This window comes from Pseudomonas atacamensis (assembly GCF_017167965.1).
Classification (GTDB): domain Bacteria; phylum Pseudomonadota; class Gammaproteobacteria; order Pseudomonadales; family Pseudomonadaceae; genus Aquipseudomonas; species Aquipseudomonas atacamensis.
The window spans coordinates 4,991,027-5,003,603 of record NZ_CP070503.1 but is presented as its reverse complement, the minus strand read 5'-3'; the positions used below and the strand labels follow the sequence as shown (position 1 = coordinate 5,003,603).

Annotated in this window: 11 protein-coding genes; 5 read left to right on the top strand and 6 right to left on the bottom strand. The window is 60.1% G+C overall.

Going from position 1 to position 12,577, the window contains the following annotated elements; all coding sequences use genetic code 11:
* Positions 1–33: 33 nt before the first annotated feature.
* The 5 genes from JWU58_RS22840 (at position 34) to JWU58_RS22820 (ending at position 5,907) form a co-directional block, all read left to right on the top strand.
* Positions 34–1,533: an efflux transporter outer membrane subunit gene (locus tag JWU58_RS22840; RefSeq protein ID WP_206421030.1), complete on the top strand. Its 1,500-nt coding sequence runs from the start codon at positions 34–36 to the stop codon at positions 1,531–1,533.
* 139 nt (positions 1,534–1,672) lie between these two features.
* Entirely contained in the window at positions 1,673–3,865 is a 2,193-nt protein-coding gene (locus JWU58_RS22835; protein WP_206421029.1) for an FUSC family protein, read from the top strand.
* Positions 3,855–4,055, top strand: a complete 201-nt coding sequence (locus JWU58_RS22830; RefSeq protein ID WP_206421028.1) for a DUF1656 domain-containing protein — start codon at positions 3,855–3,857, stop codon at positions 4,053–4,055. Before JWU58_RS22835 ends, JWU58_RS22830 begins: the two co-directional genes overlap by 11 nt.
* 10 nt (positions 4,056–4,065) lie before the next feature.
* A complete protein-coding gene (locus tag JWU58_RS22825; protein ID WP_016771610.1) occupies positions 4,066–4,923 on the top strand; it encodes an efflux RND transporter periplasmic adaptor subunit in 858 nt (285 codons plus the stop codon).
* A gap of 246 nt (positions 4,924–5,169) precedes the next feature.
* Positions 5,170–5,907 carry a hypothetical protein gene (locus tag JWU58_RS22820; protein ID WP_206421027.1) on the top strand — a complete coding sequence of 246 codons (738 nt, stop codon included), beginning with the start codon at positions 5,170–5,172 and terminating at the stop codon, positions 5,905–5,907.
* 62 nt (positions 5,908–5,969) lie between these two features.
* On the opposite strand, the gene JWU58_RS22815 is transcribed toward JWU58_RS22820, so the two are convergent.
* The 6 genes from JWU58_RS22815 to JWU58_RS22790 form a co-directional block, all read right to left on the bottom strand.
* On the bottom strand, positions 5,970–6,794 hold the full coding sequence (locus tag JWU58_RS22815) for an SDR family oxidoreductase (RefSeq protein WP_206421026.1): 825 nt from the start codon (positions 6,792–6,794) through the stop codon (positions 5,970–5,972).
* Between the two features lie 36 nt (positions 6,795–6,830).
* The gene (locus tag JWU58_RS22810) at positions 6,831–7,295 is read right to left on the bottom strand and encodes a multidrug transporter (RefSeq protein WP_206421025.1); all 465 of its coding nucleotides are present in this window, start codon (positions 7,293–7,295) and stop codon (positions 6,831–6,833) included.
* A gap of 263 nt (positions 7,296–7,558) precedes the next feature.
* A complete protein-coding gene (locus JWU58_RS22805; RefSeq protein WP_024011673.1) occupies positions 7,559–9,010 on the bottom strand; it encodes a mannose-1-phosphate guanylyltransferase/mannose-6-phosphate isomerase in 1,452 nt (483 codons plus the stop codon).
* A gap of 102 nt (positions 9,011–9,112) precedes the next feature.
* Complete coding sequence (locus JWU58_RS22800; protein ID WP_016771605.1) at positions 9,113–9,769, bottom strand: alginate O-acetyltransferase AlgF; 657 nt, start codon at positions 9,767–9,769, stop codon at positions 9,113–9,115.
* Positions 9,770–9,783: 14 nt separating this feature from the next.
* Positions 9,784–10,956: an alginate O-acetyltransferase gene (locus JWU58_RS22795; protein WP_016771604.1), complete on the bottom strand. Its 1,173-nt coding sequence runs from the start codon at positions 10,954–10,956 to the stop codon at positions 9,784–9,786.
* 10 nt (positions 10,957–10,966) lie between these two features.
* Entirely contained in the window at positions 10,967–12,532 is a 1,566-nt protein-coding gene (locus tag JWU58_RS22790; RefSeq protein ID WP_024011674.1) for an MBOAT family O-acyltransferase, read from the bottom strand.
* Positions 12,533–12,577: the final 45 nt, after the last annotated feature.

Genomic DNA, 12,577 nt, shown 5'->3' with positions numbered 1-12,577 from the left:
CTCGATCTATCCCTCTCTCAGGAATTCGCAGCTGTGCCGCGTCGCATCAACAGAGCGCTTTTGCCGCTCAGTGTTCTGGCTTTAACCCTGGCTCTCGGCGGCTGCATCTCTACCCAAGGCATTGCCCCTCACGGCGAGGCGCTCGCGGCCGATTCACTGGCCACCGACGCGGCCATTGCCGAGGCCGCCAAAGACGCCCACTGGCCCAGCGCCCAATGGTGGCAGGCGTTTGGTGACGCGCAACTTGATCGCTGGATCGACCTCGCCGTGCAAGGCAGCCCGAGCATGGCCATGGCCGCTGCGCGGGTGCGTCAGGCCAAGGCCATGGCCGGTGTTGCCGAAGCGGCCGAGGCGTTGCAGATCAATGGCGAGTCGACCCTCAAGCGCCACAACTGGCCGACCGATCAGTTCTACGGCCCCGGCGAACTGGCCAATACCACCACATGGGACAACAACGCCGCGCTCGGCTTCAGTTACGCCTTCGACCTCTGGGGCCGCGAGCGCAATGCCAGTGAACGCGCGGTGGATCTGGCCCATGTGAGTGTGGCCGAGGCGCGCCTGGCGCAACTGGAACTGCAGAACAACATCGTCCGCGCCTACATCGAGCTGTCGCTGCATTACGCCCAGCGCGAAATCGTTGCCGCAATGCTCAAACAGCAACAGCAGATTCTCGATCTGGCGCAGAAGCGTTTGAGCGGTGGCATCGGCACGCATTTCGAAGTCAGCCAAGCCGAAACGCCGTTGCCGGAAACCCATCGCCAACTCGATGCGCTGGACGAGGAAATTGCCCTGAGCCGCAACCAGATTGCTGCGCTGGCCGGTAAAGGCCCGGGCGCCGCTGCGCAACTGCAACGGCCGACGCTGTCCCTCGCGGCACCGTTGAAGTTGCCCTCGGCATTGCCCGCCGAACTGCTCGGCCAGCGTCCGGACGTGGTCGCCAGTCGCTGGCAAGTGGCGGCGCAGGCGCGCGGCATCGATGTCGCCCACGGCGGTTTCTACCCCAACGTCGATCTGGTCGGCAGCCTCGGCTACATGGCCACGGGTGGCGGCGCGCTGGAGTTTCTGACCGGCAAGAAACTCAACTACAACCTTGGCCCGGCGATCTCGTTGCCGATCTTCGACGGCGGTCGACTGCGTGGCGAATTGGGCGAAGCGGCGGCCGGTTATGACATCGCCGTGGCGCACTACAACCAGACCCTGATCAACGCGCTGAAGAACATTTCCGATCAGTTGATCCGCCGCGAGTCGATGGACAAGCAGCAGGACTTCGCCGCCGAATCCGTGGCTGCCGCGCAGAAGACTTACGACATCGCGATGATCGCCTACCAACGCGGCCTCACCGATTACCTCAATGTGCTGAATGCGCAGACCTTGCTGTTCAAACAGCAGCAAGTGCAGCAGCAGGTCCAGGCGGCGCGGTTGAGTGCGCATGCCGAGCTGGTGACTGCCTTGGGGGGTGGCCTCGGTGCGGGTGATGACGTACCGACAGCCGAGCAGACCCAAGCCCCGAAAACCCCGGCGCTGCTGCGTTGAACACAGCATCCATTGTGGGAGCGAGCCTGCTCGCGAAGAGGGCGTATCAGTCAATGAACATGTTGCCTGAGACTGCGTTTTCGCGAGCAGGCTCGCTCCCACAGGTTTCGAGTCCGCATTGCATGCGTGAGTATTTTCAATGACCTCCTTGCCCGCCCCTCTACGCTGGCTCCACTCCCTGGAATGGCGCCGCGGTTTCTTCGACTGGGCCCGCAGCGATGGCGTGACCTGGGTGTATATCTTCAAGGTGTTGCTCGCCGCGTTTCTCACCCTGTGGCTGGCGATGCGGCTGGAACTACCGCAACCGCGTACGGCGATGATCACGGTGTTTATCGTCATGCAGCCGCAGAGCGGTCAGGTGGTCGCCAAGAGTTTCTATCGCTTGCTCGGCACACTGGCCGGATCGGCGATGATGGTCACGCTGATCGCTTTGTTTGCGCAGAACACCGAATTGTTTCTCGGCTCGCTGGCGATCTGGGTCGGCATCTGCTCGGCCGGTGCCGCACGTTGCCGCAACTTTCGCGCGTATGGTTTTGTTCTCGCCGGTTACACCGCAGCGATGGTCGGTCTGCCGGCGCTGGCGCACCCGGACGGCGCCTTTATGGCGGCGGTGTGGCGGGTGCTGGAGATCTCGCTGGGGATTCTCTGTTCGACGCTGATCAGCGCGGCGATTCTGCCGCAGACCGCCAGCGCGGCGATGCGCAATGCCTTGTATCAGCGCTTCGGTGTGTTCGCCCTGTTCGTCACCGACGGCTTGCGCGGGCGGAGCAAAGCCGAGGCGTTCGAAGCCAGCAACGTGCGCTTCATTGCCGAAGCCGTCGGCCTGGAAGGGCTGCGCAGTGTGACCGTGTTCGAAGACCCGCACATGCGCCGGCGCAACGGTCGTCTGAGTCGTTTGAACAGCGAGTTCATGGGCATCACCACGCGCTTCAACGCCTTGCATCAGTTGCTTGAACGCCTGCGCGGCAATGGCGAAGAGCATGTCGTGGCGGCGATCAAACCGGGCTTGCAGGACCTCGCCGAAGTGCTCGACGGCTTCAGCGGTCGCGCCCTGACCAGCCCCGATGCGGCACGTTTGACGACCGCATTGGCCAGCTACAAGGAAGGGCTGCCGGCACGTGTCCGAACCCTGCGCGGGATCTTTCAGGACACCGGTCCGAGCGAAGCCGAACAACTGGATTTCCACACCGCCTACGAATTGCTCTACCGCTTCGTCGATGACCTGCACAGCTATGCACAGACCCACGCGTCCTTGGCCGAGCACCGCCACGAACGTGAGCGCTGGGACGAGCCGTTCACCCCGCAAACCAACTGGTGGGCGGCGGCCGCGTCGGGGATTCGTGCCTCGTTCATCCTGGTTGTGCTGGGCAGTTACTGGGTTGCCACCGCGTGGCCGAGCGGGGCGACCATGACTCTGATCGCCGCCGCCACCGTCGGCCTTTCCGCCGCCACACCGAACCCCAAACGCATGGCCTTTCAAATGGCCTGCGGCACGTTTCTCGGCGCACTGATCGGCTTCGTCGAGATGTTTTTCATCTTCCCGCTGATCGACGGTTTCCCCTTGCTCTGCGTGATGCTCGCGCCGGTGATCGTGCTCGGTTCGTTCCTCGCTTCACGACCGCAATACGCCGGTGTCGGCCTCGGGTTGTTGATCTTTTTCAGCACCGGTTCAGTGCCGGACAATCTCACGATTTACAACCCCTACACCTTCATCAACGACTACATCGCCATGGTCATGGGCATGCTCGTCTGTGCCGCAGCGGGGGCGATCATTCTGCCGCCGAACAGTCGCTGGCTGTGGCAGCGCCTGGAGCAGGACTTGCGTGGCCAAGTGGTCTACGCGATCAGCGGCAAACTCAAGGGTCTGGCCTCGCGTTTCGAGAGCCGCACCCGCGATCTGCTGCATCAGGCCTATGGCCTCGCGGCAGGGCAACCGAAAGTGCAAAAAAGCCTGCTGCGCTGGATGTTCGTGGTGCTCGAAGTCGGCCACGCGATCATCGAATTGCGCAAGGAACAGGCGATCCTGCCCGTGCATCCGGCGTATGCCGAATCGCAGCCGTGGCGTCAGGCAATCCGCGTGATGGGGCGTGCGTTGGTGCGGCTGTTCTTGCAGCCGAACGCGAGCAATCTCGAACGCGCACTGGTGGCGGTCGATCACGCGATCAGCCGCGTCGCCGCCACCGACGAGCCGTTCGCGCCGCACTTCGATACCTCGGCGTTGCGCCGGGTGAAAAGCTACCTGCACTTCATCCGCACCTCGCTGCTCGACCCGCAATCACCCCTCGCCGAATTCGCTTCTGCCAGGCCCGAAGGATTCGCCCATGCCTCGTGAAATCGCCTTCCACGGCGTGTACATGCCGACCATGACCCTGATGTTTTTCATTGCTGCGGGACTGGCCTGGGCAGTTGACCGCATCCTCTCGGGGTTCGACCTGTACCGTTTTTTCTGGCACCCGGCGCTGCTGCGTCTGAGCCTGTTTACCTGTCTGTTCGGCGCCATGGCGCTGACTGTTTACCGTTGAGAACATCTTGATGAAAAAGTTTTTCAGCCTGCTCGCGACCCTGCTGGTGTTGGCCCTGGCGCTGTGGATCGGCCGCACGTTGTGGGAGCACTACATGAACACGCCGTGGACCCGCGATGGTCGCGTGCGTGCCGACATCATCAACGTCGCCGCCGACGTCACCGGCGAAGTGGTCGAAGTGCCGGTGCGTGACAACCAGTTGGTGAAGAAGGGCGATCTGCTGATGCGCATCGACCCCGAGCACTATCGCATCGCGGTCAAGCAGGCGCAGTCGTTGGTCGCCTCGCGCAAGTCGACCTGGGAAATGCGCAAGGTCAACGCCCATCGCCGCGCCGACCTCGACAATCTGGTGATCTCCAAAGAGAACCGCGACGACGCCAGCAACATCGCTGACGCCGCGCTGGCCGATTACCAACACGCCCAGGCGCAATTGGAAGCCGCCGAACTCAACCTGAAACGCACCGAAGTGCGCGCGGCGGTCGACGGTTACGTGACCAACCTCAATGTGCATCGCGGCGACTACGCGCGCATTGGCGAGGCGAAGATGGCCGTGGTCGACATGAACTCGTTCTGGGTTTACGGATTTTTCGAAGAGACCAAACTGCCGCACGTCAAAGTGGGTGACAAAGCCGATATGCAGTTGATGAGCGGCGAGGTGCTCAAGGGCCATGTCGAAAGCATTTCCCGCGGCATCTACGACCGCGACAACCCGGAAAGCCGCGAGCTGATTGCCGATGTGAACCCGACGTTCAACTGGGTGCGGTTGGCTCAGCGGGTGCCGGTAAGGATTCACATTGATGAGGTGCCGGCGGGCGTGTTGCTGGCGGCGGGGATTACTTGCACGGTCATAGTTGACGGCCTGAACTAACAGTATGTCGCGAGAAAGTCAGGGTTCTCGCGATTTTTACTCCTCGGCTATGTTTTGTTTGTTTGGTTTTTTCTTTTTTGAAGATTTGGTTAATTGTAAGTTGCTGTTGTGCTTCGATTTCTTAACTCATTATTGTGTTAGTGTTTTCCTGTCGCCATGAATATGGCACGACCCCATTGATATAAGTTTTTGCCGATTGCATTCAGGCCTCGGCATATTTTTGCTTTTAGAAAGGAATGTTAAATTATGGAACTGATTAGTATCAGAATGGACGATTACATCAGTCATATAGTCAGCGGTGAACCGGTGACTTTAAGTTTTACAATGTTGACCGATGGTACGCCACCTCCCGTTGGCTCACGTTTACAGTTTCGGGCCCGCGACGGTGCGGCTTTCCTGCACGCTTCGATGCCTTCCAGCGGAGCACAGATGAGCTATTCAGAAGATTTGAAGATCAGTACTTTGACCATTACCGAAGATCAACTTGAAGGGTGGAATCCGCGGCGCACGCTGACGTTTACAACACCTGTAAACATGGACTCTTCAAAGATTTCCGAGATATTCGGCATAGTTTATTATCAGCCCAGTTATGAGGAAGGATACTTTCCTGTACTCGTCCAGCCAGATGGAAAGCAGGCGATTTCAACCCGTCAGGTATTTGCTGCAAAATGGCAGGACACTGTGACCGGCGGCTGGATCTACAGTTATGACGTTATGGTTAAAGCCTGTGATCAATCGATTGCCCAATGGAAGTTTTCAAGTGCGGGTTTACCGACGGGAACGAGCATTTATGCCAATCCGTGGCTTGATGTAGTGCATGATGCAAAAGAAGGGATTGTCGAATTGGCTACGCCACCGGGTGACCGGTATGTGTTAATCCCGGGCAAGGAAGTCGCAGTCTCCATCCAGTTGTTATACCCCGCGGCAAAGGGACAATCTCCAGCGTTTGAATCCCTGCCCAATCTGACGGCCGTTCCGCGTTGATGCTCCGCAGTTACTAGGTCGTGATGGTTTGAGCTCGCCGCTGGCGAGCTCAAACCTCTGGATCAGAATTTCAGGTGCAACCCGAAACGCTTCATCAACGTCGATTCCAGCAACCCTTTAGGCAGTAGCGCAGCCAACAACGGCAAGGCCCGGCTGCCGTTGCCGATGCGCACCAGCCGAGGCGGCTTGCTCTGCCGCACCGCTTTCAACAGCTCAGCAGCAAACTCAGCCGCTGGCGTCGGTTTATCTTGGGACGCCTTGGCCCGTGCACGAATGCCTTCACGCAATGGAAACCACGGCGATTGCTCGCTGATCAATTGCTCGGCTTCATGTCCCGCATTCTTCGCAAAGCTCGATTCGATGGCGCCGGGCTGGACCTCCATCACACGAATGCCAAACGGTGCCAGTTCCATGCGCAAGGCATCGCTCAATGCGTGCACCGCCGCTTTCGAAGCGCAGTAGGCGCCGGCAAATGGCGTGACCAGCACACCTGACACGCTGCCGATATTCACCACCAGCCCCTTGGCCCGACGCAGCAGCGGAAACAACGCGCGGGTGACGCCGACAATCGAAAACACATTGGTTTCGAACTGGCGCTGCATCGCCTGCACGCCGCCATCGAGCAGCGGCCCCATCGCGCCGTAACCGGCGTTGTTGATCAACACATCGAGGCCGCCGTGTTCCTGGTTCAGACGCTCGGCGAGTTGCTCAAGCGCGGCGCCATCATTGACGTCCAACTGAATCGCGGTGAAACCGGCGGCGCTGAGCGCAGCGACGTCTTCAGTCTTGCGCGCACTGGCCCAGACTTCGTAGCCGGCCGCTTTGAACGCGTCGGCCAAGGCGCGGCCGATGCCGCTGGAACAACCGGTAATCAACGCAACGGGCATGGCGCATTCCTTGTGCAAAAAAGTCGGGGGAGGGGATCAGTCGGCAAAACTACCCTGCAAATGCTCGGCGCGAAACTCCAGGGTTTGCGGGCGATAGCCGGGACGCAGTGGCGGCAAGGGCAAGCAATCTTCCCAGGTGGCGCCGGCCTGCAGTTCGCCGGGGCCGCGATAGCGCGGGGCGGTGTATTGATTGTCGGCCAGATTGACCGTATCGCCCGGCGCGTACGCGGCGATGCGCCAACGCAGTTCGGTCAGCGGCACATCGTTACCGTTGTTGATTTTCAATTGCAGTGGACGGTCGGACGGACATTGTTCGGGAGCATAGGCAATGCGCAGTTCCAGGCGCGCCAGTTGCTTGATCTCGCGTTTGTCCAGCCACACCACCCACATAGCTACGAAGCCGAGGCCGATGGCAGCGGCCACCGACACCGGCAAGGCCTTGGCCGGATAGCGCAGCAGCAGGATCAGCCAGGTGATGACCAGCAGGATGCCGATGAACATGTCGGATAACCTCGCAGAGACAGAGAGGCATCCTACCTAAGCGTGGGGGAGGTTGGCGATGGGCATCGGGACTTGCAGCGTCTGACCGGCTCTTCGCGAGCAGGCTCGCTTCCACAGATATGCATTTGAATTGTGGGAGCGAGCCTGCTCGCGAAGAGGCCATTGCAGGCGACACAGAATCAGGACAAAAAAAGCCCCCGCCCAGCCCGCTGCGGATAGGGAACGCAACGGGCTGGACGAGGGCTTCTCGTTTTAGTGATCGATTACTGCGCGATGGTCTTCACCGACACGCCGCGTTCGATCGGGGTGGAGCGGCCGTAGATATCTTCGAAACGTTCGATATCGTCTTCACCCAAGTACGAACCCGACTGCACTTCGATGATTTCCAGCGGGATCTTGCCCGGGTTGCGCAGGCGATGCACCGAGGCGATCGGGATGTAGGTCGACTGGTTTTCGGTGAGCAGGAACACGTTCTCGTCGCAGGTCACTTCGGCGGTGCCGCTGACCACGATCCAGTGTTCGGCGCGGTGGTGGTGCATCTGCAGCGACAGGCACGCGCCCGGCTTGACCGAGATGTGCTTGACCTGGAAACGCCCGCCCATGTCCACCGAGTCGTACGAGCCCCACGGGCGATAGACTTCGCAGTGGTTCTGGGTTTCGCTGCGGCCCTGGGCATTGAGGGTGTTGACCATCTGCTTGACGCCCTGGACCTTGTCCTTGTGGGCAATCATCATCGCGTCCTTGGTTTCGACCACGACGATGTTTTCCAGACCGATCACCGAGACCAGTTTGCCGTTGCCGTGGATCATGCAGTTCTTGCTGTCCTGGATGACCACGTCGCCTTTGCTGACGTTGCCGTTGGCGTCTTTCTCGTTGACTTCCCACAGCGACGACCAGCAGCCGACATCGCTCCAGCCGGCGGTCAGCGGCACCACGCAGGCGCGCTGGGTTTTTTCCATCACCGAGTAGTCGATGGAGTTGTCCGGGCAGCAGGCGAAGGTGGCTTCGTCGAAGGTGATGGTGTCGGCGTCTTGCTGGCTGCGCTCAAGGGTCAGCAGGCAGGTGTCGTAGATGTCCGGATCGTGCTTTTTCAGTTCTTCGAGGAAGCGGCTGGCGCGGAACAGGAACATGCCGCTGTTCCAGTAGTAACCGCCGGATTCGACGTACTCGGTGGCGCGCTTGACGTCCGGTTTTTCGACGAAGTGCGAGACGCGGCTGACGCCTTCGGGCAGCAGCGAATCAGCGGTGGATTTGATGTAGCCGTAGCCGGTTTCCGGTTTGGTCGCCGGTACGCCGAACAGGACCATCTCGCCGTTCTCGGCTGCGACAGTCGCCAGGGCCAGCGCACGTTGCAGCGCTTTCTGGTCTTCCAGCACGTGGTCGGCCGGCAGCACCAGCATCAGTTCGTCGCGGCCTTCATTGACCAGCATCATCGCGGTCAATGCTACGGCCGGCGACGTGTTGCGGCCGAACGGTTCCATCAGGATGCGCTGGCATTCCAGATTGCGCGCGGCCAGTTGCTCGTTGACGATGAAACGGTGCTCTTTGTTGCAGACCACGATTGGCGTGTCCATGCCTTCGAACACCAGACGCTCGAGGGTTTGCTGGAACAGTGTGTGTTCGCCGGTCAGGGCGAGGAATTGCTTGGGGAACTGCTTACGCGAAAGAGGCCACAGACGCGAACCGCTACCACCTGACAAGATCACCGGAATCATAATGTTTACTCCATAAAATGCAGTTGAGAGCTGCAAGCTGCAAGTGGTGAGTTAGAAGCACTTCACTTGCAGCTTGAAGCTAGTAGCTGATAGCTCGAGCGATTAGCGAGTCGACACCGGGCGTTTCACCCAGACTGGCGACAGGTTGCTGCCGTTGCCGGTGACGTACAGTACGGCTGCCTCACCACGCTCCAGAGCGACCGGTTTCACGTCGCCGACTTTCTTGTCGCCTTCGTACAGCGCCAGGCTGACTTTCACCGGGTTGATTTCACGTTCGCCACGACCCTTGGCTGCCACGTTCGGCACCACTTCGGTCTTGCCGTCGGCGGTCTTCAGGGTCAGCGGTTTGTCGCTGAGGTTCTGTACACGAACCAGGGATTTCTGCTTGTTCTTGAACGGCGGCTCTTCGATCAGTTGTGGCGCGCCGGAAGCGTTGTTGACCAGGGTGTAGTAGTGGTCACCAGCGAGTTTGACCGGCAGGGTCTGGCTACCAACCTTGGCGCTGTAATCGCCGCCCGGCATGAAGCTGAAGTCGCTGCTGGCCAGTGGCGCGATGTCGCTCAGGTTGGTGCTGCCGACAGTGGCGCTGACTTCAGCGTTGCTGGCGTTGTAGACACGCACGAAGGTCGAGCCTTTCGGAGCGGTCGGGCCGTACAGCGCGGCGTCGCCACCGGCGAAGGCTGGGACGGAAAGTACGCTGAGGCCAGCAACCAGTGCGAAGCTTTTAGCGAGACGACGAGGAGTAGTAGTGAAAGTCATGGTGTACCTCTCTTTCAGTTTTGCGCCCGATCGGGCGTCTCGGATTTAGTGTTGATGGCTACGTTTTGTTGGCGGGCGCCGGCTTGTTTGAGCTCTGCGACCCACTGCGGGTCGGCGTCGCCGATTTCGTTGTTCACAGGCAGATATCGTTCAGGAAACTCCCAGATCAGCACTTGTGGCGGGCTGTTCTTGAAGTCATCGCTTTTCAGGTAGCTGAGCATCGGCAGAATCGGGCCATGGCCGTCTTCGGCGTAGTTGACGACGTCGCTGTGCAGCGCTTGTTTGAGCGCACCGACGAAGTTCCAGTTGGGGTTGGCGCTGTAGCTGGTGCCGATCAGCGCGACCGGTACTTCGCTGTTGGCGAACAGGGCGTCGTCACCGGCAGGCTGCTCGGCGGCAACGGTGTTGCGTTTGAGCAGTGGCTCAGGCGCCGGCATCATGTTTTCGAACAGCGGATCGAGCGGCAGGAACAGACGCAGATCGCCCTTGTGCGTGACCTTCTCTGCTGGCGTGGTGACAAAGCGCTGTGGCTCGCCGCTCAGCGGGAATTTCTCGGCAATGGTTTTCGCCAACGTGTTGGCGGCGATCTCGGCGCCTTCCGGCGTCCAGTGGGTGTCGGTGCGCAGGAACACTTGCTGACCGTTCTGCTTGGCCTGTTGCAGCGGGCCGAGCAGGTCAGGGGCGAGGATCTTGTCGGCCGCGACACGGGCGTGGAAATCCTGATACAGGTTCTGGTGAATGCTCGAAGGCTTCACTTCATCCAGATGCTCCGGATACAGACGCACCTTGGCCGGCACGATCGCCATCACCAGTTTCACGCCTTTCTCTTTCAGGGTCTGGCGCACGCCTTCGACCAGCGCGTAGTTGCCTTGCAGGTTCTGCTGTTCGTTGACGATCGGGTTGAATTCCTCATCGCTGTACAACCACTGGTCGCGGCCGAGCACGACGCCCGGACGACCTTCGTTGAACAGTTTGAAATCCAGCGCGGCCCAGAGGTTGGTGCCCAGACGCTTGATCGGGAATTCATCGTCGTAGTGGGTTTCCACCGCCTTGGTCCAGCGGCCATTGAGCACCGTCGCGTCGGCGTTGGTGCTGAAGCCGAAGAAGCTGCGAATCGACCACAGACCGAGGACCAACAACGTCACCAGGAACAGGGCGATGTAGAAGATGCGTAATGAGCGGGTCATGTCAGATCCCTCAGAACTGGAAGTAAAGGAACGGCGAGAAGCTTTGCGCCGAGAGTTTGAGAATCGAGGCGATGAACAGCAGCAGGATCAGCCCGCGCATCACGTAGCGCGACCAATCGGCGGTCCAGTAAGCTGGTTGCACCTGGGCTTCGACGCCGACGGTGTAGCCAGGTTCGTGGATGCTCGCCGGATTTTCCCCAGGTGCTGCCTTGATCATTCCCGGCGTCGCCGTGGCAGGACCATCGGCCTCGACGTTGACTTCCGGTTTGGTCTTGGCTGGCGGCTGATTGGTGTACAGATCACGCAGGCCGAAGAACGCCAGGGTCACGTAAGCCACCACCAGAGTCGCCACTTGCAGACCGGTGAGGCTGGCCTGATTGAGTTCCGACAGCGACCAGTCACCGAAGCTGAACATCGCGCCGTACATGCGCCCGGCAACGTGCAGGTTCTCGGCACGGAAGATCACCCAGCCCATCACTACCAGCAGGAAAGTCAGTGCCCAGCGGATCGGGTTGAGGCTGCGCGGCGAAGTGTTCAGGCCGAGCATTTTTTCGATCGCCAGCCACATGCCGTGCCAGGCGCCCCAGATGATGTAAGTGATGTTCGCGCCGTGCCACAGACCACCGAGCAGCATGGTCAGGAACAGGTTGCGATAGGTCATCAGCGTGCCTTTACGGTTACCGCCGAGGGTGATGTACAGATAGTCACGCAGCCAGGTGGAGAGGCTGATGTGCCAGCGGCGCCAGAACTCGGTGATCGACTGGCTGATGTACGGCTGTTTGAAGTTTTCCATGAAGCGGAAACCCATCATCAAGCCCAGACCGATGGCCATGTCGCTGTAACCGGAGAAATCGAAATACAGCTGTGCGGTGTACGCCAGTGCGCCGAGCCAGGCGTCACCCGTGGTCGGGTTCTGCAGGGCGAAGCAATGGTCGGCGACCACGGCGAGGGTGTCGGCGATGAAGACCTTCTTGATGAAACCCTGCATGAACCGCGTGCAGCCCTCGGAGAACTTGTCGAGGGTGTGCGTGCGGTTGTTGAACTGATCGGCGAGGTCGCGGAAACGCAGGACCGGGCCGGCAATCAGGTGCGGGAAGATCGCCACGAATGCCGCGAAGTCGATCAGGTTGCGCGTGGCCGGAGTGTCGCCACGGTACACGTCGATGATGTAGCTGATCGATTCGAAGATGTAGAACGAAATACCGATCGGCAGCAGCACGTGGGTGAGGATGAACGGTTCGAGACCGAACGAAGTCATGATCTCGTTGATGCTGTCGACGCCGAAGTTGGCGTACTTGAAGTAGCCGAGGATGCACAGGTCGACGGCCACGCCGAGCAGCAGCCAGCGCTGCGCCGGTTTGGTTCGCACGCCGGCAGCACCGACCTTGAGGCCGATCCAGTAGTTCCACAGCGTGACCGCTGCGAACAGCGCGAGGAAGTCCACCCGCCACCAGGCGTAGAACACGTAGCTGGCGATCAGCAGCAGCAGGTTGCGATAGCGTTGCCCGCTCAGGTAGTACAAGCCGAGAAAGATCGGCAAGAACAGAAACAGGAACACGTTGGATGAAAATACCATCCCGATCTCTCCATGTTTGAACCAACAGTCAAGGGCCAAAGCCCC

Excerpts from the sequence above, each read along its gene's own strand:
- JWU58_RS22835 (WP_206421029.1), top strand. The coding sequence starts at position 1,673 with ATGACCTCCTTGCCCGCCCCTCTACGCTGGCTCCACTCCCTGGAATGG.
- JWU58_RS22830 (WP_206421028.1), top strand. The coding sequence starts at position 3,855 with ATGCCTCGTGAAATCGCCTTCCACGGCGTGTACATGCCGACCATGACC.
- JWU58_RS22825 (WP_016771610.1), top strand. The coding sequence starts at position 4,066 with ATGAAAAAGTTTTTCAGCCTGCTCGCGACCCTGCTGGTGTTGGCCCTG.
- JWU58_RS22820 (WP_206421027.1), top strand. The coding sequence starts at position 5,170 with ATGGAACTGATTAGTATCAGAATGGACGATTACATCAGTCATATAGTC.
- JWU58_RS22815 (WP_206421026.1), bottom strand. The coding sequence starts at position 6,794 with ATGCCCGTTGCGTTGATTACCGGTTGTTCCAGCGGCATCGGCCGCGCC.
- JWU58_RS22810 (WP_206421025.1), bottom strand. The coding sequence starts at position 7,295 with ATGTTCATCGGCATCCTGCTGGTCATCACCTGGCTGATCCTGCTGCTG.
- JWU58_RS22805 (WP_024011673.1), bottom strand. The coding sequence starts at position 9,010 with ATGATTCCGGTGATCTTGTCAGGTGGTAGCGGTTCGCGTCTGTGGCCT.
- JWU58_RS22800 (WP_016771605.1), bottom strand. The coding sequence starts at position 9,769 with ATGACTTTCACTACTACTCCTCGTCGTCTCGCTAAAAGCTTCGCACTG.
- JWU58_RS22795 (WP_016771604.1), bottom strand. The coding sequence starts at position 10,956 with ATGACCCGCTCATTACGCATCTTCTACATCGCCCTGTTCCTGGTGACG.
- JWU58_RS22790 (WP_024011674.1), bottom strand. The coding sequence starts at position 12,532 with ATGGTATTTTCATCCAACGTGTTCCTGTTTCTGTTCTTGCCGATCTTT.